At 68.3% G+C, this 21,019-nt stretch carries 19 protein-coding genes, 1 tRNA gene and 1 riboswitch; of the genes, 8 read left to right on the forward strand and 12 right to left on the reverse strand.

Translation table 11 applies throughout. The features are described from left to right. The first annotated feature begins 78 nt into the window (after positions 1-78). Positions 79-993 carry an NAD(P)-dependent oxidoreductase gene (locus tag MFF40_RS12440; RefSeq protein ID WP_147899333.1) on the forward strand — a complete coding sequence of 305 codons (915 nt, stop codon included), beginning with the start codon at positions 79-81 and terminating at the stop codon, positions 991-993. Positions 994-997: 4 nt separating this feature from the next. Here the strand turns inward: MFF40_RS12440 and MFF40_RS12445 are convergent, their stop codons facing one another. The 5 genes from MFF40_RS12445 to cobU all read right to left on the reverse strand — a co-directional run bounded on the left by MFF40_RS12445 (position 998) and on the right by cobU (position 5,294). Next, entirely contained in the window at positions 998-1,174 is a 177-nt protein-coding gene (locus tag MFF40_RS12445; protein WP_187277872.1) for a hypothetical protein, read from the reverse strand. A gap of 101 nt (positions 1,175-1,275) precedes the next feature. Next, a complete protein-coding gene (locus tag MFF40_RS12450; RefSeq protein ID WP_147856733.1) occupies positions 1,276-2,622 on the reverse strand; it encodes an MFS transporter in 1,347 nt (448 codons plus the stop codon). A gap of 79 nt (positions 2,623-2,701) precedes the next feature. Continuing rightward, positions 2,702-4,144, reverse strand: a complete 1,443-nt coding sequence (locus MFF40_RS12455; RefSeq protein WP_238260653.1) for a cobyric acid synthase — start codon at positions 4,142-4,144, stop codon at positions 2,702-2,704. A 23-nt stretch (positions 4,145-4,167) separates the two neighbouring features. Continuing rightward, the gene (cobO, locus tag MFF40_RS12460; protein WP_238260656.1) at positions 4,168-4,770 is read right to left on the reverse strand and encodes a cob(I)yrinic acid a,c-diamide adenosyltransferase; all 603 of its coding nucleotides are present in this window, start codon (positions 4,768-4,770) and stop codon (positions 4,168-4,170) included. Further along, positions 4,767-5,294, reverse strand: coding sequence for a bifunctional adenosylcobinamide kinase/adenosylcobinamide-phosphate guanylyltransferase (gene cobU, locus MFF40_RS12465; protein WP_238260658.1), 528 nt, complete (start codon positions 5,292-5,294; stop codon positions 4,767-4,769). Before cobU ends, cobO begins: the two co-directional genes overlap by 4 nt. 106 nt (positions 5,295-5,400) lie before the next feature. Here cobU and MFF40_RS12470 point away from each other — a divergent pair. From MFF40_RS12470 to MFF40_RS12495, 6 genes are all read left to right on the forward strand, one after another. Further along, positions 5,401-5,476 (forward strand) — tRNA-Glu (locus MFF40_RS12470). A 654-nt stretch (positions 5,477-6,130) separates the two neighbouring features. After that, entirely contained in the window at positions 6,131-7,054 is a 924-nt protein-coding gene (locus tag MFF40_RS12475) for a hypothetical protein (RefSeq protein WP_238260660.1), read from the forward strand. A gap of 109 nt (positions 7,055-7,163) precedes the next feature. Further along, positions 7,164-7,382: a helix-turn-helix transcriptional regulator gene (locus MFF40_RS12480; RefSeq protein WP_238260662.1), complete on the forward strand. Its 219-nt coding sequence runs from the start codon at positions 7,164-7,166 to the stop codon at positions 7,380-7,382. Between the two features lie 78 nt (positions 7,383-7,460). Beyond that, positions 7,461-8,966, forward strand: a complete 1,506-nt coding sequence (locus tag MFF40_RS12485; RefSeq protein WP_238260664.1) for a J domain-containing protein — start codon at positions 7,461-7,463, stop codon at positions 8,964-8,966. A gap of 124 nt (positions 8,967-9,090) precedes the next feature. Beyond that, entirely contained in the window at positions 9,091-11,262 is a 2,172-nt protein-coding gene (locus MFF40_RS12490; protein ID WP_238260666.1) for a DNA polymerase III delta subunit-related protein, read from the forward strand. Continuing rightward, positions 11,262-13,637: a DNA polymerase III delta subunit-related protein gene (locus MFF40_RS12495; RefSeq protein ID WP_238260668.1), complete on the forward strand. Its 2,376-nt coding sequence runs from the start codon at positions 11,262-11,264 to the stop codon at positions 13,635-13,637. The genes MFF40_RS12490 and MFF40_RS12495 overlap by 1 nt, the downstream gene beginning before the upstream one ends. A gap of 103 nt (positions 13,638-13,740) precedes the next feature. Here MFF40_RS12495 and MFF40_RS12500 read toward each other — a convergent pair whose 3' ends face one another. The 4 genes from MFF40_RS12500 to crcB form a co-directional block, all read right to left on the reverse strand. Beyond that, on the reverse strand, positions 13,741-14,373 hold the full coding sequence (locus tag MFF40_RS12500) for a hypothetical protein (protein WP_238260670.1): 633 nt from the start codon (positions 14,371-14,373) through the stop codon (positions 13,741-13,743). Beyond that, entirely contained in the window at positions 14,370-15,347 is a 978-nt protein-coding gene (locus MFF40_RS12505; RefSeq protein ID WP_238260672.1) for an ArdC family protein, read from the reverse strand. Before MFF40_RS12505 ends, MFF40_RS12500 begins: the two co-directional genes overlap by 4 nt. Positions 15,348-17,040: 1,693 nt before the next feature. Next, complete coding sequence (locus MFF40_RS12510) at positions 17,041-17,232, reverse strand: hypothetical protein (RefSeq protein ID WP_238260674.1); 192 nt, start codon at positions 17,230-17,232, stop codon at positions 17,041-17,043. Positions 17,233-17,437: 205 nt separating this feature from the next. Then, the gene (crcB, locus tag MFF40_RS12515) at positions 17,438-17,830 is read right to left on the reverse strand and encodes a fluoride efflux transporter CrcB (RefSeq protein ID WP_283206103.1); all 393 of its coding nucleotides are present in this window, start codon (positions 17,828-17,830) and stop codon (positions 17,438-17,440) included. Positions 17,831-17,937: 107 nt separating this feature from the next. Between crcB and MFF40_RS12520 the strand changes: the two genes are divergently transcribed. After that, entirely contained in the window at positions 17,938-18,546 is a 609-nt protein-coding gene (locus MFF40_RS12520) for a hypothetical protein (RefSeq protein ID WP_238260676.1), read from the forward strand. Between the two features lie 7 nt (positions 18,547-18,553). On the opposite strand, the gene MFF40_RS12525 is transcribed toward MFF40_RS12520, so the two are convergent. The 3 genes from MFF40_RS12525 to MFF40_RS12535 all read right to left on the reverse strand — a co-directional run bounded on the left by MFF40_RS12525 (position 18,554) and on the right by MFF40_RS12535 (position 20,893). Beyond that, entirely contained in the window at positions 18,554-18,991 is a 438-nt protein-coding gene (locus MFF40_RS12525; protein WP_238260678.1) for an EamA family transporter, read from the reverse strand. 64 nt (positions 18,992-19,055) lie between these two features. Continuing rightward, positions 19,056-19,439: a DUF190 domain-containing protein gene (locus tag MFF40_RS12530; protein WP_238260680.1), complete on the reverse strand. Its 384-nt coding sequence runs from the start codon at positions 19,437-19,439 to the stop codon at positions 19,056-19,058. Between the two features lie 17 nt (positions 19,440-19,456). After that, complete coding sequence (locus MFF40_RS12535; RefSeq protein ID WP_238260683.1) at positions 19,457-20,893, reverse strand: voltage-gated chloride channel family protein; 1,437 nt, start codon at positions 20,891-20,893, stop codon at positions 19,457-19,459. Between the two features lie 23 nt (positions 20,894-20,916). Next, positions 20,917-20,989: riboswitch (Fluoride riboswitch) on the reverse strand. Positions 20,990-21,019: the final 30 nt, after the last annotated feature.

The raw sequence follows: 21,019 nt of genomic DNA on the forward strand, positions 1-21,019 counted from the left end.
TCATCTTTTTCCGAAAGCCGGCACCCACCTTTCGGGAGGATGCGCTACGCCGGGTTGAGCGGGACTAAGGAGAAGCCGATGCGCGCGGTGTTCGTCGATGCCAGCGAGACCCTGGCGGCGGTGGCGCGCCGCCTGCTGCGGCCGGACGATCCCGCGTTCGCGATCAACCTCCAGCCCGACATCGCCCCGGAGGACCTGCCCGCCCGGCTCGCCGGCGCGGAGATCGCGGTGATCGACCACACCGCCCTCCCGGTCGACGTGGCCCGCGCCTGCACGGGATTGCGGCACGTGGTGTTCCTCGGCACCGGCGCCCGCAGCTACATGGACCCGGAGGCGCTCCGGGCCGCATGCGGCGTCACGGTCCATACGATCAAGGGCTACGGCGACACCGCGGTCGCGGAATGCGCCTTCGCGCTGATGTGGGCCGCCGCCCGGGGCCTGCCCGAGATGGACCGGGCGATGCGGGCGGGGCGGTGGCTGCGCACCGAGGCGATCCAGCTCACCGGCAAGACCGTCGGGCTGATCGGCTTCGGCGGGATCGCGGCCGAGATGGCGCGGCTCTGCAACGGCGCCGGCCTGCGGGTTCTGGCCTGGAACCGGACCCCGAAGACGCATCCGGGCGTCGCGTTCGTACCCTTGGAACGGCTGCTGGCCGAGAGCGACGTGGTCTCGCTCCACCTCCTCCTGACCGACGAGACGCGCGGCTTCCTGTCGGCCGCGCGCATCGCCGCCCAGAAGCCCGGCGCGATCCTGATCAACACCGCCCGGGGCGCGGTGATCGACGAAGACGCCCTCGTGGAGGCGCTCCGCGCCGGGCGGATCGCCGGGGCCGGGCTCGACGTGTTCACGGTCGAGCCGCTGCCCCCCGACCACCCGCTCGCGGGCCTGCCGAACGTAGTCCTGTCGGCGCATTCGGCCTTTCGTACGCCCGAGGCCAGCGACAACCTGATCGGCGCCGCCCTCGACCATTGCCGGCGGATCGCCGCCGGCTGATCCGTCAGTGCTCCGTGCCCGGCATGTTCTGGCGCGGCGCGCCGCCGTGATCGCGGATCACGCTCGAGCGTTCCGGCGAACCCTTGGCGTCGGCGACCTGTTTCCGGGCCGCGGCGGCCAGGAACCAGACGCCGCCCAGAGTGCCCAGGGCGAGGATCAGAAGCGGAATGCCTTCGCTCATTGCGGTACCCTCATCGATGATGTCCCGCGGGAGCGCGAGGTCGCATCATCGTGCCGGATTGAGCGGCACGATGAAGGATAACGCGCGATGCCGACCGATGTTCAGGCGGCGCGGGGCCTCGTCGTCGTCGCGCGCTTGGCCGCATCCCGCCGCAGGGCGGAAAGCACCACGAACATCGCCCCGGCTCCGATCGCCAGGCAGGCGGACAGGAACAGCATCGGCACGAGGTCGCTCTTGGTTTGGTCGCGGATGAACGGGACCATGTTCTGCGCGACGAAGCCGCCGAGGTTGCCGACCGAGTTGATCGCCGCGATCCCGGCCGCCGCGGTCGCCCCGCGCAGGAAGGTCGCGGGCATCGACCAGAAGACCGGCTGGGCCGAGAACGTCCCGGCCGCCGCCACGCACAGGCACGCGAACTTCACGGCGTTGCCCGGCAGGATGACGCTCAACGCCAGCCCGGTCGCCCCGACCAGCGCCGGCCCGACCACGTGCCAGGTCAGGGCGTTGCCCTGGGCGTTGGTGCGGGCGGCGTGGCGGGGGACCCACCACAGGGCGACGGCCGTGGCGACCCACGGGATGATGTTCAGGAAGCCGTTGGTGAGGTTCGAGACGCCGAAGCCCTTGACCACCGTGGGCAGCCAGTAGCCGAGCCCGTAGGCGGCCAGCGGCAGCGAGACGTAGACCCCGGCCAGCATCAGCACGCGCTTGTCGAGGAGCGCCGCGAACGGATTGCCGTGGTCGACGAGGCCGCCGCCCTCGCGCTCGGCCCGGAGCGTGCGGGCGAGCCAGTCGCGCTGGTCCTGGGACAGCCAGGGCGCCGTCTCGGGGCCGTTCGGCAGGATCAGCAGCACGACCACGGTCATCACGATCGCCGGCGCCCCGGTCGCCAGGAACACCCATTGCCAGCCCGCCAGCCCCAGGACTCCGTCGAGGCCGAGCAGCGCCCCGCCGATCGCCGCCCCGACCGCGTTGGCCACCGCGCTGGCGATCATGAACCAGCCGATCATCCGGGCCCGGTGCTCCTGCGGGAACCAGAGGGTGAGCGCGAACAGCACGCCGGGGAAGAAGCCGGCCTCCGCGGCGCCGAGCAGGAAGCGCAGCACGTAGAACATCGCGGCGTTCTGGGTGAAGCCGAGCAGGAGCGTGACGATGCCCCAGGTGAACATGATCCGGGCGAACCAGACCCGGGCGCCGACCCGCTCCAGGAACACGTTGGCCGGCACCTCGAACAGGAAGTAGCCGAGGAAGAACAGCGACGCGCCGAGGCCGTAGGCGGTCTCGCTGAGACCCAGGCTGCCGACCATGTCCAGCTTGGCGTAGGACACGTTCTGCCGGTCGATATAGGCGATCAGGTAGAGGAGGCCGAGCAGCGGCATCAGCCGCACCGTCACCGTGCGGACGGTGCTCTCGGCGAAATCTTCCCCAACCGGGGATTGCGTGGGGGGCATCTGGCGTTCCTCTGGAGCCGTGCGGCCCCTCGTGGCGAGGGCCGGCATTACACAGAGTAATCCCTGGCCCGGCCCTCGCCTACCGGGCAAGCGCCAGCAGCCGGTCGCAGTCGACATGGGCCGCGATGTGTCGCGCCAGGCCGTCGAGGGCCGCCTCGACCCCCGCCTCGTAGCCCGCCCCCTCCGAGACCGTGCCGAGGCGGGCGAGCCAGGCCGCGCGCTGGGCATCGTGCGCGAACAGGCCGTGCACGTAGGTCCCGGCCACCAGCCCGTCCGCCGAGACCGCCCCGTCGGTGCGCCCGTCGGAGAGCCGCAGCAGCGGTCGGGCCGCGTCGGGGCCGTGCGTGGCGCCGATATGCATCTCGTAGCCCGTGAACGGCACCGCGTCGGCCAGGCTCGTGCCGGTGGCCGCAGCCAGCCGCTTGTCCGGTGTCATCACCGTCTCGACGTCGAGGAGCCCGAGGCCCGGCACCGTGCGGGGCGCCCCCTCGATCCCGTGGGGGTCGGCGAGGCTGCGCCCCAGCATCTGGTAGCCGCCGCACAGGCCGAGCACCCGCCCACCCCGCCGGACATGGGCGTGCAGGTCGACGTCCCAGCCCTCGGCCCGGAAGAAATCCAGGTCGTCGATCGTGGTCTTGGAGCCCGGCAGCAGCACCAGGGCGGCCTCCGCGGGGATCGGCGTTCCGGGGCGGACCAGCACCACCGACACCCCGGGCTCGGCCCGGAGCGGGTCGAGGTCGTCGAAATTGGCGATGCGCGGCAGCACCGGCACCGCGACCGTGACGGTCCCGGCCGGACGCGGCCCGGAGCCCGCCAGCCCGAGCACGTCCTCGGCCGGCAGGCGCACGGCCTCGGGGAAATGCGGCACCAGGCCCAGCGGCGCCCAGCCGGTCCGCTCGGCGATCAGCCGCATGCCGTCGGCGAACAGGCTCGGATCGCCCCGGAAGCGGTTGACGATGAAGCCGGCGATCATCGCGGCGTCGGCGGGGTCGATCACGGCCTTGGTGCCGACGAGGCTCGCGATCACCCCGCCCCGGTCGATGTCGCCGACCAGCACGACCGGCGTATCGGTGGCCCGGGCAAAGCCCATATTGGCGATGTCGCCGGCCCGGAGGTTCACCTCGGAGGCCGAGCCCGCGCCCTCGACAAGCACCAGGTCGGCCTCCGCGGCCAGTCGCGAAAAACTCTCCAGGACGGCGGGCATCAGCCGGGGCTTCCAGGCCTGGTAGTCGCGCGCCTTCACGGTGGCGACCATCCGGCCCTGCACCACCACCTGGGAGCCGACCTCGCTCTGGGGCTTGAGCAGCACCGGGTTCATGTGCACGGAGGGCGGCACCCGGGCGGCCCGGGCCTGGAGCGCCTGGGCGCGGCCGATCTCGCCGCCATCCGGGGTGACGGCGGCGTTGTTCGACATGTTCTGCGGCTTGAACGGGCGCACCGCCAAGCCCCGGTCGGTGAAGGCGCGCGCCAGCCCCGCCACGAGCAGCGACTTGCCGACATCGGAGCCGGTGCCCTGGATCATCAGGGCCTTCTTGCGCGGGGGCTTCAGAACTCGATCCCCTCCTGGGCCTTCACGCCGGCGGAAAAGTGATGCTTCACGCTGCCCATCTCGGTGACGAGGTCGGCGGCCTCGATCAGGGCCGGCTTGGCGTTGCGGCCGGTGACGACCACGTGCAGGTCCGGCCGGCGGGCTTGCAGGGCGGCGACCACGGTGTCGAGGTCGAGATAGTCGTAGCGCAGCGCGATGTTGAGTTCGTCGAGGACGAGCAGGCGGATCGTGGGATCGGCCATCAGGCCCTCGGCCACGGCCCAAGCGTGGCGGCAGGCGGCGATGTCCCGGGCCTTGTCCTGGGTCTCCCAGGTGAACCCCTCCCCGAGCGTATGCCAGGCGACCCGGTCGCCGAACACCTCGACCGCGTGGCGCTCGCCGGTATCCCAGCCGCCCTTGATGAACTGGACCATGCCCACCCGCCAGCCGCGGCCGAGCGCGCGCAGCATCAGCCCGAGCGCCGCCGTGCTCTTGCCCTTGCCGGGGCCGGTATGGACCAGGAGCAGGCCCTTCTCGACGGTCTTGGCCGCCACCTCGGCGTCTTGCACGGCCTTGCGCTTCTCCATCTTCTCGCGGTGGCGGGTCGCGTCGTCGCTCATGCGGGCACTCCTGGTTTGACGATCAGCGGCAGGCCCGCCACGGTGAGCACGACCCGGTCGGCCCGGGCGGCGAGCCGCTGGTGCAGGCGCCCGGCCTCGTCGCGGAAGCGGCGGGCCAGCGCGTTGTCCGGCACGATCCCGAGCCCGACCTCGTTGCCGACCAGCACCAGCGGGCCCGGCGCCCGCGCGCAGGCGGCGAGGAGCCGCGCCACCGCGTCCTCCAGGTCGGTCTCCGCCAGGATCAGGTTGGTGAGCCACAGGGTGAGGCAATCGACCAGGACGGCCCCCTCGGCCTCGGCGACCGCCTCCGGCAAAGCGAGCGGCACGTCGCGGGTCCGCCACGCTCCGGTGCGCCGGGCGCGGTGCTGGGCGATGCGCGCGACCATCTCGTCGTCGAACGCCTGCGCGGTGGCGAGGTAGAGCCACGGGCCGGGGCAGGCCTCGATCAGTCCCTCCGCGTAGGCGCTCTTGCCGGAACGCGCCCCGCCGAGGACGAGGGTCATGCGGGGCGGGATCTGCAGCATGCCCCTCCATCGCCCCAACCCGCCCCGGGGTCAAACCCGACCCCGCGCGCGGATCGACGGTTGCCGGACGCGCCGCCGCCGACTATAGAACCCCGGCCTAGCCAAAGCGCCCTTCGTCTAGCGGTCCAGGACGTCGCCCTTTCACGGCGAAAACACGGGTTCGATTCCCGTAGGGCGCGCCAACAATATCAAGCACTTAGCGTGATTGATGGCAGGTGGTGTCCAGTTTGTGTCCTGTCAATTAGATCGGACGGCGCTGGACTGCGATGGCTCCCATCGGCCGCTGCTTCGAGCCCACCGTGTTGTAGGTACCGTCGCCATCGTGATTGGCGCGGCGTTGCGGATTGGGTCGAACAACGAGTGGGCCGTGCTGCGTATCAACGATATGGCTAGGGGAATGCTCTGTCATGAATGGCGATGATACATTCGCCAGCCCGCCTACACAGCCTACCTGATTTGTGGGGCACCGGCCGATGATCGAGGATGTGCGACTGCAGCTACACCATGCGGGGCGCGCGACCGGCGGGTAATGAGCTGCCGTTAAACATGGCGGTCCCGTTGCTGCTACAGCGCATGGGCCTGAGCATCACGACGCAGGAGGCTCCCTCGAACTCGAGACTAAGCAGACGAGCCTACCATGGGTGCTACTTAGGTGCCCGCTGCGCGGTGAAGAACCACGTAGAGGCCACCTACCAGCGATGCAATCTCTTGGTGATGCGCAGGCAATTGGTGCATCTTATGATTGAGTCGCATGACGCGGAATTTGTGGTGTCATTAGAGCGATTCAATCATGTCACCCCCCACTGCAGTGTGGGTGACGCTCTAAGGGAGTTCGGATGGCATCCCAAGAAGAACGCAGCGGCTGTTCAGCGGCGCCGGGTCGAAATAAGGCGCAGCAGATAGATTTTCTGATTGAACGCCAAACGGGTATCCCCAGCGCCGAACACGTGTCAGGCCTGTCGGAGGAGGAACGCGATCAGTTAGTTCCCGACGATGTGATCCTTCTGCGCAACGATCACTATGCTGAACTTGTGGCGCTTCCGGATCAGCTACTCGCCGAGCATTACGCGCAGGAACTTCGGGCTCTCGAGCGTGAGGTCGAGCTGTACCTCCAGCCAGCTGACGTTGGCTCCCTCATGCGATGGCGTGAGATGGACGCTTGGTCACTGTCGGAGGCATTGAGCTTGTGGCTCGACTGCGCTCCTCGTCCGACCGTCAATTTGGGTATATGGGCAGAAAAGAATTGTCGGCTGACGGACGCGGCTGTCGAGCCCGCCGAACGGTGGGATCTGATCTGCAGGGCTTTGTGGGTCGGGGCTTTGAGCGATCCGGTCAATCCCACGACATTCGTTCAGTGGGCGGCCAACACAAAGCGCTCTCTTCCGGCGTCCTTCAGGGGTAGCCTGCCAGAGGTCACAACGGGCACGGCGACGGACCCAGATCGGCCGCGGTTGAACGCGAAGATCGCACAGCTTGAGGGAGAGGTGGAGCGATTGACCAGCATCCTCGCCGAGACGAACAAGCCGCATTACAAATTGGCCGTCAAGCTGTTTGGGGCGCTCTGCGTTAGTATCTATGGATACGATTCCAGCAAAAAGCGCAACAAAGCCACCGTGATTATCACAAAAATTGTGAGCGAACACTGGAATGGGCGTGACCAAAAGTCCGTTTTAGATTACATACGCATGTGCGTCCGAGAACTGCCGCAGGGTGAGAAAAAGCTCGCCAGCCTGCATCTCGATGGAGCGCTGGACGAATAGAAATCCGCCTCCAAGCTATCGGACTTCTCTTGCCGGCCTCGCGATTTCCGCTCAAACGCGCCACAACACAGCATCCTCCCGCCATCGACCTCGATGGCGGGAGCCCAACATGTCCGATACCAAGACTCCGACCCAAAACCCGGCCTACTTGCGCGTCAGCCAGATCGTTCGGCCCAACGGGATCCTCCCCATCGCGCGAAGCACGTGGTGGGCCGGTGTCGCCTCGGGCCGCTACCCGAAGCCGGTAAAGCTTGGCCCCGGAATAACCTGTTGGCCCGCGCGCCTGATCTTGGAACTCGCTGAGAACGGCGTCGCCAAGGCGGGCTGACCCCCGATCCAATCACCTCCGACGATGGATCGGCCGAGTGCGCCGTCGTGCGTGCCGGCCTGTAGGGGCAGGAATCAGATGAGTAGAGAGAGAAAATCCCACCGTATCCTCGGTGTGCCTCTCGGCTCGACGCTTGAGGTAATCAAGGCGGCGTTCCATGAGGCGGCCAAGCGGTATCACCCAGACTTTAATCAATCGCCAGAAGCGAAGGTGGCGTTCCAGCAGTTGCATGAAGCCTACCGCTTCTTGTGCGAGCGGGGACCCGCCCATATCGCAAGTTCAAGTCATCGGGCGTGGGGGGATGCCGCACGGGATCACAACACTAATGCTACGGCTGACGAATCGAAGGACGGTGATGCGGAGATCATCGTCCGGGACGTCATGGCGAAGTACGAGCTCTTCGTTCAGTTCGGCGGGACGCTTCGGGTCGGGACCGGAGTGCGCCAAGGATACGGGCCAAACGACGAGGAGGCTTGGCGCAACCGTCCGGCAGAGTGGACCGTCGCCCGGTTGCACGACACAGTGATGGATGAGGTTCGTCGCACAGGTTCTGACTTCTCCGCCGCCGAAGTCAGTCGTGTGCTGCGCCGGGTTGTGTGGGAGGATCAGCAGGCCCGTGAGACCACGGTGATGTGGCCGCTGCTGTGGAATCCCCTCGACGCGGTGGAGCAGACCCAGGCTTCCGCCATGTGGTTGCACCTCGCCGAGGCGACCCTCGACATGGATTCGGCCCTCGGCATCGCCGTGCTGCAGCACTTTATCTGGCAGGTGAAGCGCAAGCAGCTCGAATGCTCGGTGTGCCATCACCTGATGCCGGTGATCGTAAGCCCGGTGCAGGGCAGTGGCAAGACCACCATGGTGACTCGCTTCCTCAGCCCGCTTGAGGAGCTCGCCAGCGATCCGGTGCTGTTGTCCCAGCTGGCCGATCCGCGCAGTGGCGAGATTTTGGGATTCCCTGCCGTGTTCGTCGATGACGTCGAACGGCTTAATCCGGGATTGGTCGCCGTGCTGAAGAGCCTTTTGACTTCCAACGCCGTGAACCGGCGTCGCTCCGGGACTTCGAAGGCTGACAAACGCCGCCAGCGCGCTACCCTGATCGGCACCGCAAACGAACCTATCACCGTGTTGATCGCTGATCCGACAGGCCACCGTCGTTTCGTCGAGCTACCGTTCCGCAATGGCGCCGTGGCCAAGGGAGGCGACCCGAAGGTGTGGCAAGCGGTCGACGACACCGACTTTATGCTGCTGTGGCGCTCAGTTGACGCTTTCGGTCCGCCGCCGATACTACCTCATCTCGCCACGTTGGCTGCGACGGAGGCCGCTTCGGCACCCGTGGACCGGCTGCGGGAATGCTTAGTCGCGCTCGACCTACGCTCGGAGGAGGTCCAAGCCATCACAGTCCGTGGTGGTGGCGTCGGCGCGGAAGATTTGCGGTTGCTCATCATCGAGTTGCTGGGTGAAGACATCGGCGTCAACGAGTTTAGCAAGCGGATGGCCTCTCTTGTCACTGATCCAGCTGTGCCCTTCCGTGCGAAAAAAAGGATAAGCTCGAAGAATATCTACCGCTTTAAATGCGTTGCTTGATCGCAGACCGTGTCGCCGCCGAACGTCGCGCGGTGGCACGGTCGACATCGTCTGCACGGCCTGCATCGTCTAATCTGCGTACATGACGGATTGCACCACGGACTCGGCGAACATCATCACCACGGTGAGCGATGGCAACGGCAGGGTGAACTTCGCGGACAAGTACCGCCCGAACACCTTCGCCAAGGTGTTCGGGCAAGAGAGCGTGGTCGCCTGCCTGTCGGGCCTGATCGCGCGCGACCGCAGCGCCCGCTGCATTCTGCTGCACGGCTCGGTCGGGTCCGGCAAGACCACGCTGGCCCGAATTTACGCCCGCGCGCTAAACTGCGAGGCGACCGACTCTAAGGAATCGCCCTGCTACGCGTGCACAGCTTGCGGTTCCTCGCAGGATGACCCGATCCTTGGCTTCGAGGAGTACGACACCAGCCGGTACGGCGGCGGGGATGAGGCCGTCGATAGAGCGCTCAAAGCGTTTTATGGGCGCCCGAAGGAGGCGCGCTACCGCATCCTGTTCTTCGACGAGGCGCACACCTTGACGAAGGACGCCTGCGACCTGCTCCTCAACCACGTCGAGAGGCGTGCCTCCGACGTGGTGTTCCTCTTCGCGACGACTGAGGCGGAGAGAGTCCGCGAGGCCCTGCGCTCGCGCCTGTTCGACCTGATCGTGCGCCCGCTCGCCATCGCCGAGGCCATCGAATTCTTGAGCCGGGCCGCCGAGAAGGAGAGGATCGAGCACGAACCCGGCGCGCTGGCGCTGCTCGCCGGCCTGCGCAAGGGCTACCCACGCGACCTGTTGCTCGGATTGGAGCGGGTTTGGGACCGTCACGATCCCCGCCTGACGGTCGCGCAGGTGCACGCCGCCTTCGACGTCGACCAGACCGAGGTGCTGGTCGACTACTTCACCGCGCTCGCCGACGGCGACGGGGACCCGGAACGCGATCGGGCGGCAGAGGTCGTGTTCGACTGGCGGGAGGCGGCGGGCGACAAGATCCGGTGGATCCAGGCCTTCCTCGTGCACGTCTACCACAACGATATCCTGGGCCGGCGACTCCTCGTCGACGGCGTGATCGAGGCGATCCCGGCGGACGTGCGTGCGGACATCGTCCGGCGCTTCTGCGCGCGCCTCGGCCTGACCAATCCCGTCGACCTAGCGCCGTACTGGCGCCGGCTGATGGAGTTCTGGCCGGTGCCCGAGACCGCGGTCGACGAGACCGCTCTGAGCTTGCGACTAACGCTGTTCCACCGGTTGGTCGAGGCCGCGCCCGTTGATGAGGCCAGGGGCGCGATCGAGCGCGAGCGGCGAATCGTCCCTACAGCAGCGCGCGCGTCGACGGGGACGGCGGCGATGTTCGAGCCATCTCGGGGCTTCGGGCCGCCGCTGGCCCGGCGCCCGGGTGCGCGCGTCGTGAAGGATCAAGACGGGTTCCTCAGCCAGGGGGACGTCCGGCGGATCGTCAACGCCGCCTCGTTTCTGGCGCAGGAGTACGGCGTCCTGTTCAACGCCGCGTTCGTGGTCCGGCCGTCGGTCCTGGGCGTGCCGGGGCCGGACGCGGCCGTCGCGGCGATCGCGGCGTTCCGCGACGACTTGGCGGCGCAGGCCCGGGTCTGGGAGGGCGAGGTGACCGCCGGCATCACCGTCCTCGAACGTGACGAAGGGGGTGTCGTCGGCCGCATGGTCGTGCACCTGCGCGTGCCGAACCCGCTCGGCCCGGCGGACGCCGACGGCGCGGACCGGATCGCGGTTTGGGCGCGGGCTTGGCGGGATGGGGCTGGACGCCTGGACGGCGACGCCGTCGAGTTCGTGCCGCCGCCGGAGGGCGACCGCGCGGCGCTGCGATTTCACTGGCGATGGGCGCTCGACCTGTGCGCCGGGCTAGACCCGTCCGTCGAGGCCTGGGATCCGGCCCTCGGGGAGCACCGCCCCCTCCTCAAGCTGCTGCGGGTCAGACAGAGGCTGATTGGTCCAGTCCTCGACTACCCTCTGGTCGAGATCGCCACGCCGCTGTCGGATGAGGCCATCGCCGAGGCCTGCCGCGATCGTCTCGAGCCCCTGTCGGCCTTCGATGACAACGCCTGGGGTGAGCTGACCACGGGGTGGGAGCTGGAGGAGTTCGACGAGCGGCGAAGAACACGGGTCGAGCGCAAGCGTCGGCTCGCCGAGGTCGGCCAGCGGTTCGGTGAGGGCACATCCGAAACCCGCGCCGAGGTCGAGCGGGTCGTCGATGCCTGGCCGAGCGACCCGCGACGGCGGCGGCGGCGCTGGCGCGGCTGGCGGGCGGGACGGCCGTGGCCGTGATGCGCGACGTCGAATTCCTGCTCGCGGCGCTGTCGGGCGATCCGCTGCCCGCGGACCGACCGGTGGTCTACCGGTACCGCTCCGGCGTCCTGCGCCGTCGTATGATCGGCGCCTTGCGAAAGATCGCCCTGGGGCGCGGTCTCGTGCTCGAGCGCAGGACGCCACCTCTGCCGATGACCTACGGTTGGATGGTCGATCTGAAGCAGTTGCCGCTGGTGGATTGGTCGATCCGGGTGCCCAAAGGCTCGGGCACCGAGAAGAACAGGCCTCCCCTCGATCACGCTGGTCTGGAACGGTCGCTGGGAGGCCTCGCGGACAGTCTCGATGTGCCGGGAATCCACTTCGTCGAGCACCGCAGCAGAGTTGGCCGCCACACGGGCTGGGCGGCGGTTGAGCGCGGCGCACTGGTGATCGAGGAGCCGATAATCACACGCGAGAGTCTGCGGCCGGTCCTGCGCTACCTCGCGGCGACCACCGATCTCGCCTTGGGCGCCGACCTCATCGGCCAGCGCGGGTTCGTCGCGAGCTTTGCGGGCCTGATCGAAGAGCGTGCCGGCCTGCCCGCGGCCATCCAGGCGTTCGAGGAGCGCGTGCTGCTCTCTACCGATCCGGCGGCGAACCGGTACGACGACACGCTCTACCGGCGCGACGCAGTGGGACGGCAGGGACGGCGGCCGTTGCTGGCGCACCTGCGCGACCTCGTGGCCTTGCGCCGGGAGTGTGATCTCGTCGACCTGCTGTGCGGGTCCGACGAGCGCCGGGCGGAGCGGGGCTGGTCGACCTACCGCCTCGTGACGGAACTCTACACGAGGGCGGGTCGGCTGCTCGAACCGGTGGGCGACCGACGCCCGGCGCGTGCCGGAGCGCGCGCGCGCGTAGCGCCGCTTAGGGTCGCCGAGGGCGCGGTGCTGTGGGCCGCCCTGGTACTCGCCGGGGAGGACGCCTTCCTTCGCGGCGTAGGCGAGGACAAGGTGGGCTACCGGCGCGGCCCCGACCTCCTCGTGCCGGCACTGGCGGCCCTCGGACGGGACTTCCTCGCGCGCGAGGACCGGGCTGAGGCCGGCGATCCGCTCGCGGGGCGCTGGCCGGACGTCGCGCGCAGCCTGGGGCGATGTGGGAAAGACGACCCGGACGATCCGCTCGCGAGAGTCCGCGGCGGCCTCGTGCGCACGCTCGACGCGGCACTGGCTCGCCGCGAGGAGGCGTGGCCGGACTGGTTCGGGCATCTGCACGAAGGGGTGTCGGCGGCGTGCCAGCGCCTCGATGAGAAGGCGCTTCGGAGCGAGGACAGCGAGCGCGATGGCGAGGGGACGGACTGTGAACTGGCATCCCTGGTCCCGCCACCCTACCCATTGCATCTGAGCTTCGCGAGCGTGATCGGCCGGGAGCACGCGGTCGCGGGGCTGCGCCGGCACGCGCGCGAACGGGCGGACGGGGTCGACCTGCTGCTGCACGGCCCCATTGGGGTCGGCAAGCGGACCCTGGCGTGGAGCTACGCGCGGATGGTGCTGTGCGCGCGGCCGTCGGACGAAGGCGCCGCGTGCGGCGGCTGCGATCCGTGCCGGGCGACCCTGGCCGGGGGCTCGGGCTGCATCGAGGTGGACGGCGCGCGCCCGGACATTGGGAGCCTCACCGACCAAATCCTGAAGCGCGTGCGCAGCGGCGCGATCCAGACAGACCGATTCGTGTTCGTGGTTCGGAATGCCGATCACTACCCGCCGGAGGAGTTCGACAGGCTGCTCAAGCCGATGGAGGACGGGAAGTCTGCGAGCTTCGTGCTGCTCGCGCGGGATCGGGCTAGTGTGCGTCTCGCCGGACAGTCGCGTTGCTTAGACTACCGTGTGCGCCCGCTGGATCGACCGGAGGCCGAGCTGTTCCTGCGGACCATGCTGGCCGAGCGCGGCCTGGACTGTGATGAAGCCGTGATCGCGCTGCTGGTCGAGGCGGGTGCGGGCTTGCCGCGGCGCCTGCTCAAGGCCTGCGCCATCAGGGCGGCTATGGGGCCGGCCGGCCTCGACGAATTCCGCGACCGGCTCGGTCTGGGATGGCCGGCCGCTCTCGCCGCGCGCTGGCCTGAGATCGTCTCCGGAGCGCCGGCCGAGCTGGCAGAACTGACGCGGTCGTCCGGCAAGGGTCGCGCTAAGCGGGTGCGGTGCGCTCGGGCCCTGCTACGGTGGGTGTCCCTTGGCGGGATGCGAGGGGCGTCGATTAGCCAGGACGCCGCTGACCTAGCGCTGCAGTATCTCGATGATAAGACGCGCGCGGGCCTCCGCGCCGAGATCGATCGGCAGGCGGAGCGAGAGGGCGTGACCGCAGCGGCTGTGTGGGCGCGGCTGGCCGAGGCCTGGATGGCGGACCGGCTAACGCACGGGTGATCCATGCCGTTTGCAAGCCAGCGTGTCTCGGTCCGCGCCATCGCGCGTCGGGATGAGCCGGTCGCCGGGGGGGCATTCGGGGCTCGGCGACGGGTAGGCGCCGTCACCGGCGGGGATTGGCCCCGCCGGATCCGCGTAGGTCGGCGAGGAGCGCGCGGAGGTAGAGCCAGGGGAACGCGTGCGCATCGTCGGGGCCGGGCTCGCCCGCCGCGATCAGCACGGTGAGCTTGAGGGCGAGATCGGCGGACGCGTACGTGGGCATCAGCAGCAGGCTCGCGGTTGCCGCGCTCACCGCGCGGGCCGCGCCCGCCTCGCTGGCGCGGGCGCGGCCGAGCCCGGCGGCGGTGGCGGCGCACGCGAATATCCGTTGTCGACGGCGAAGCTCGGTCGTGAGGCGGCGTGCGGCGGGGGTGCCGGCTCCGAGGCGGCGCGCGATCGTCGCGGCGTCTCTAGCGTAGTACACCGATGCGTTGGTACGGTCATTGGCCGGAAGTGGCACGCGGGGATAGCCGTGCGTGGCGGCGAGCGCGTGCTCGATGCGGTCGAGCGCGTGCTCGATGCGGTCGAGCGCGGCGATTGCGGCCGCGTGCGCGTCGAGGGCGGTGTCGAGCCGGGCAAAGGCACGCGCGAGCGCCTGGCTCATGACCGGCACGACGCCACCAGGGTTGGCAGATGCGGTGTCGTGATGAAGCTCGGCCAGGACATGGCGCGAGGGGACGGGCACAGCGGCACTCATGATGCGCTTCCCAGATTGGCTTGAACATCGGGGATGGTCGTAATTGCCTTCTCCAGCGCGATCGCGGCATCGAGGCCTGCCGCCCTCGGGTCCAAAGCTGGTGCCTGGAGACGGTCGACGGTGTCTTGCAAGGCAGCGAGGTAGTCGGCGGCGCGGGAGGCTTGAAAAGCGGCGGACGAGAGCGCGCGGGGGTCGGCGCGTAGCAGTGGCGCCCAGGAGGCGCAGTAGGCGGTGTGGTTGGGGTTGGGCGTGCGGGCGATGCCCAGATCTGCCAGGATGAAGGCGGCGCCGAGCTCTGCCACGAGTTCTTCGGCGGCGTATGCGCGAGCGCCGAACCGGCCGGTAAGATCACGAGCGAGGCGGTGCGGGGCGCCGGTCCAGTGCACGAGCTCGTGGGCCAGCGTGCCGGCGTAGCCTGTGGGTGTGTGGAAGGCGGCGCGGGTCGGCAGGTGGATCGTATCGGTGGCTGGCACGTAGCAGGCGCGGGTGCCGCCGTGGCGGATAGTGGCGCTGGTGGCCGCGACGAAGGCGTCGAAGGCGGGCAGCGGGTCCGGAGCGGCACCGGGCGCGGGCGCGGGCGCGTCGGCGGACGGCGGTGCGGCGTCGACCTGGGTCACGTTAAAGACGTGGGCGGCTCGGGCGACGAAGGGGGCACCCTCGGTGGGTTCTGCCTCGGTCCCGCGGGGCAACTCCTTGTAGAACAGCACCAGGGTGCCGCGCTCTCCCCTGCGGATCTGCGCCCCGAGCGCAGCCCACTGGCGGTAGGTGGCCCAGCGCGCGTCGCTGTAGCCGTGAGTCTGCGCCGCACACCACAGGGCGAGCACGTTGATCCCTCGGTAACGTCGGTGCGTGAGGGCGTTGTGGGGCATCGGGTCGGCACCGTGCCATGGTGGGGACCACGAAGCCGGGTCGGCGGTCTCGAGCTGCGCCAGGATGGTCGCGGCGAGGCGGGCGTGCAGGTCGTTGATGGGCATGAAGGGGCAGAGCTCCAGAGCAGCCGTGAGGATGGCGGCTTCGGGGCGGGGTTCCCGGAGGTGCTTCGGCTGTTCACTGAAACATCCGGTCCGGGCAACGGCGGTTGGCCGGAGCGCCGTGCTTCCTGCCCTGCCCCGGATCCTGGTGAACGCTTGAGGGAGGCCGGCTTGCTGAAGGCAAGGCTTTGCCGTTGAGCGGCAAAGCCACGCTCTACCGAGGAGGTCCGGATCCCGGAGCCGCGCCGTCGGTCGACCGGCGGATCGAGGTGCAACCTTGCTACAGGTAGGCCGGGGCTGTGCGGTCGGCCTTTACACACCGCTTCCCGTCAGCTTGGACGGCCAGCGCGGACGGACCCGTCCGCTCGATCCGCGGGGCGTCGGGGTCGTCCTGGAGGTCTGGGGCGACCCGTTTCCTCCATCCTGCAGTCCGACCGTATGAGCGCGCGGACCGCTTTTCGCCGATGCCGTTCGGCTTGCGACCCGGCGATCCCCATCCCGCATGGTTGGCGGTGGAGGCTCGGGGCTCATAGGGAGCTGGCTCTTTTCTGTCGGCGGGTAAAAGCTTGTCTCTACCTGGTGCAGGTGGCCGACCGTTTCAGCTTGTTGAACGAGCAGAGGACAGACGACGAGCGGTTGCCAGGCTGGGGCGCTTCACCCTGACGGAGATGAGCTGGAGGGGTGAAAGAGAGGTGCGAGGGGAGATTGCCGCTGTCTATAGCGAGTTGAAATGAAGAGCTCGTGTGTGGAGGAGCAACCCATTTCTTGATCGGGGTGAAGCGCCGCTGATACGCTGTACCAGCTAGATCTATATAGATTTTTGCTTGTCTAAATCAACAAGCCGCCTTCGCAGCGATTGCGTCGGCGTTTTTATTCATATGAGTTTCCGGGGCGCTGTCTAAAATGTCGTATCAAAGCTGCAGATTTACGATCGGCTGAAATCTGGCCGGGATGTAGAGTTTGGCATGCCAGACCAAGGTGGCGCTGCCGTAACCCGGAAGCGGACGTTCCGCTTTGCGCCCATTCCGGCCGTTCAGCTGCCTCCGGCGCCGTCTCTGAAGCGGACGCTCCAGTAGCTTTGCCCGTAAGTCCGAGTGGCGCTGAGCAGCCTCGAACGGAGCTGCTCACCACGAGCGACGGCGGTAGTCTATCCAATGGTGGGCCTCACCTAAAGCAACACGGGCAACCAACTCGGTGTCATCATCATAGGGGGAAGACGCGGCCGGCATCGACGGCGCGCGGCGGCTTGCAGCGCGATGCTCATCATCCTTCCTGCTTTAGTCGTTGTAGCGTCCCGGAGGCCGCGCGCGGACGTTGGACCTCCGAGGCTATCCGCTCGACCTCGTCTGCGGGTGGCTCCATTCGAGCGACAGTAACGCATGAGGCACCACCGCCGAGGTATCGGGTTTCCCGGCCGACCGCGGCAAGCGACCGTGGGCGAAGGCGCACCCCAGCAGCGCTCAGAACGATGACGGTCAGGAGACGACGCAGAGGGCGTTCGGTGCCTGGAACGAGCGGCTCCGCATGGTCGCGGTGGCCAGCGACCGAGCCAGCGCTACGCTTGAGCTCGGAGCCATTGGGCCGCCTACGTGTGCATTCTCCCCGAAGGTCAACAGACTCGATCCAATCCGATCCCGCATGGCGCAGGATCGCCTCGGGTGGTGGCAGCGGCCCGGCGAGGGACTCTCATCACGCATCAGCGCATCGCGAGCGCCAGCGAGACGAGGACGACGATCACAAGCACTCCCGAGATGATCCAGATGGCGCCCATCGCCCCGCTCGATACCCCGAGCGTGCGGGCGGCCTTCCGGTGCTGGTGTGCGAGGAGGCCGAGTTGCCGGATGTCCTCCAGTTCGGGGTCGGTTTCGCGCGGCGGGGCCTTGGTCATGACGGGCTGCTCCGGGTTTAAGATATGCCGCAGGGTAACATCGCGGGTGTCGAACGTCTGATCGGCAGCGCGCGTGTTAGGGCAGATCTGAAGTTGGCCGACCTCGCTCGGGCACGGCAGAGGTCGCACCGCCCGGTGAAGTCATCGGCCGCGTCGACCGTGCCCTCGCAGTGGCGCGCGGGGACGAGGCGTCTACCCGGCACTGTCACGACACGCCTCCCCCAAGGAACGTGCGGGCCATGGCGATCCCGGCGACGAGGCTGAGCAGCGCCGCGACGACGGAGGCAAGGACATAGAACCCCGCGGCCGCGACCTCGCCGCGATCATACAGGGCCACGGCGTCGAGGGAGAACGTCGAGAAAGTGGTGAAACCGCCGAGCACGCCGGTCGTCAGGAACAGTCTCAGCGGGTGATCCCCCGCGCCGCGTAGGACGAACGTCTCCGCGAGGACGCCCATCAGACATGAGCCGAGTACGTTAATGATCAGCGTCGCGATCGGGAAATCGACGCCGGGCGCGACCCGCGAAACGGCCACGCTTATGCCGTGACGCATGCCACCGCCGAGACCGGCTCCGAGTATGACGATAAATACGTTCAAGAGCTGCCCTTCCAAACACGGATGTGGGCTGAACGTATCGGTTCGCGTTGAGGGTCGGGCGATTTTTCGCCGCGATCTGAAGCGTTCCCGAAGGAGTGTCGCGCCCCATGGCCGTGTCTTGGATCGGTAGCCTGATCACCTTCCAGGTGACTTTCACTGAGCTGTTCATCGCCGCCACCATCATCGCGGCGGCGTCCTATCGGTTCGGCTGGCGCAGCGTGGCGCTCGGCTCCCTGCTCGGGGGCGGCGGTGTCGCCGTTCTGGCGTTGGTTCTGCAGGTCGCCGCGTACAGCGTGGCGCTGCGCTGGCTGGACTGGGTGTCGGCGCTATTGCTGGTCGGCTTCGGGCTGTACCTCACCTACGAGTTCATCACGGGCATGAAGGCCACGCAGGCGGACGAGCCCCGCTCGCACGGCTCCGGCTGGTCGCTGCCGCTGAACGCGGGCGGGATTAGCGTCGCCGCCTGGGCCCTCGCCGCCGAAGGGCTGGAGATTGTCGTGGTCTGGCTCGGCGTGTCCCTCCGCGAAGGTGCCGCAACCGCAACGCTCGGTGTCGGCATCGGGCTGGTCCTGATCGCCCTGCTGGCAGGAGTGTTGAGGGGAACCGGCGTATTCCGCCGTGTGCCGCCCTACGTCCTCGATGGGATCGCCGCCGTCATGGTCACGGCCTACGGCCTCTATTTCCTGCGGCTGGCCGTGCAGGCCAGACAGGTCTGAGCGTGCCTCAAACCTTGTAGGCGACCAGGATGGCGCCGGCGGCGATCAGGGCGATGCCTAACCAGTTCGGCCCGGCCAGACGCTCGCCCAGGAAGATCACACCGAACACGGCGACGAGGACCACGCTCAGCTTGTCGATGGGCGCCACGCGGGCGGCATCGCCGAGCTTCAGGGCGCGGAAGTAGCAGAGCCACGAACCGCCGGTGGCGAGCCCCGACAGCACCAGGAACAGGTACGTCCGGCGCGACACCGACCCTGGCCCCTGCCACTGAGCGGTGACCGTCAGGATGCCACCCAGGACGACGAGGATCACGACGGTCCGGATGAACGTCGCGAAGTCCGAGTTGATGTTCTCGATCCCGATCTTGGCGAAGATCGCGGTCAGGGCGGCGAACGCGGCCGAGAGCAGCGCCCAGAACTGCCACGAGGCAAACAGGCCTACCACCGGCTCCCTCCCGGTCCCCGATGAGAGGGTCCGTGTTCGCAACGCGCAGGCAGGAGCATGCGGGTCACGGGTTGACCGCCAGTTCCTGCGGCGTCGCGTCCTCGTGCGCCAGCCCCGTGGGCGTTACGCTCCAATGTTCCAGGTGCTTGTAGACGATGACCTTGCCTCCCAGCAGGTCGCCGTGGCGGCGACAGAATCCTTCGAGTTGCTCCCGCTGACCGATCACCTCGACGCAGATGGTCAGTTGCGGGTCGACCGTCTCCGACCCGTCCTCGCGCACGGGTCCGTGGTTGCTGTAGCCGTACTGGGTGGGATGGGCCGTCGCGTTCAGCAGGCCGTCGGCCTTGGCCGATTGGACCAGTTCCCGGAAGAGCGGCTTGGCTCCCCACAACGAGCGTAAGGTCCTCGGGCCGCTCTTGTCGCCGCGCCGCAGGTAGATGCGGAGCATGCCGATTTCCGCCGGGGTCACTTGATGGCTATGGGGCATGGATCCTCCTTCTTCTCGGTGAGGGTTGGTGCGACGACGGCCGGGGACGATGGGCGCGAGGCCCTGGCGGTGCGGACATGCCGCAACGTGGCCCCGAGATGGTGGGTGCCGCCGGTCGCGATCTTCGGCACGGCGATGCGTTGGGACAGGTAGATGCCGCTGTGCCCGGAACAGAGGTAGGCGAGGAAACAGGCCACCGCGATGTAGACGCCGTGCGTGGCGCCGAAGAGCTCGATGCCCATGAGGGTGCAGGCCAGGGGCGTATTGGCGGCCCCGGCGAACACGGCGACGAAGCCGAGACCGGCCATCAGATCCACGGGTGCGCCCAGCACGCCGGCCAACGCGTTGCCGAGTGCCGCCCCGATGAAGAAGAGCGGCGTGACCTCGCCGCCCTTGAACCCGGCGCTCAGCGTCACGACGGTGAACAGGATCTTGAGCGCCCAGCTCCACGGATGCACGTCCGGCCCGAAGAAGCTTGCGATCGTCAGCCCGTGCGGATCGGCCGACCACACGCCGAGGCCGAGATAGTCGCGGGTGCCACACAGATAGACCAGGGCGATGACCGCCAGGCCGCCTGCCACGGGCCGCAGCGGCCCGAAGGAAATCAACCGCTTGCACCAGCCGCCGAGGATGTGGTTCGCCTCGGCGAACAGCAGGCCTGCGAGGCCGAAGGCGACGCCGGCGACCGCCACCTTGGCCAGCAGCAGCGGCTCGATCATATGCGTTCCGATGCCCCCGGCCAGGTAGTCGATGCGATAGAGCCCGTGGTGGATACCCCACAGCTGGCAGACCCAGTCGCCGACGACGGCGGCCACCAGACACGGCACCAGCGCGGCGTACTCGACCCGGCCGACCGCCAGGACCTCAAGCGCGAAGATCGCGCCGGCGAGCGGTGTGCCGAACACGGCTCCGAACCCGGCCGCGATCCCGGCCATCAGCATGATCCGGACGCTGGGCGGATCGAGACGGAAGAGCCTGCCGACCGCGCTCGCCAGGCTGCCGCCGAGCTGCACCGCCGTACCCTCGCGGCCGGCCGAGCCGCCGAACAGGTGGGTGACGACGGTGCCCAGGAAAATGAGGGGCGCCATGCGCAGGGGCACGCCGCCGCCTGGCTCATGGATCTGCTCGACGATGAGGTTGTTGCCGCCTTCGACGGACTGCCCGAACCAGTGATACAGCAGCCCGACGGCGAGGCCGCCGGCCGGCAGCAGAAACAGCAGCCACGGATAGGTGAACCGTGCTTCGGTCGCAGCGTCGAGCGTCCATAGGAACGCCGCGCACAAGGTACCGACCGCCGCCGCCATGGGGACCAGGGCGAGGATCCAGCGGATCACAGAGATCGCATGCGCATGTCGCGTGCGCACGAAGGCCGCGACGTTGAATGTCGAGAAAAGATTACGGAACGTAGCGCGCATGACTCCCCCTTGTTGCGGTGCCGCAAAAGGTAGGAGTCATTAGCCCGAAGGCGGTTCGGCCTGGAAGGCCCGGCAGATTCCATTGCCGCCGGCGAGATAAGGGCGGCCCGTACCCCCGTCAAGCCT

Source organism: Methylobacterium mesophilicum (genome assembly GCF_022179445.1).
Lineage (GTDB): Bacteria > Pseudomonadota > Alphaproteobacteria > Rhizobiales > Beijerinckiaceae > Methylobacterium > Methylobacterium mesophilicum.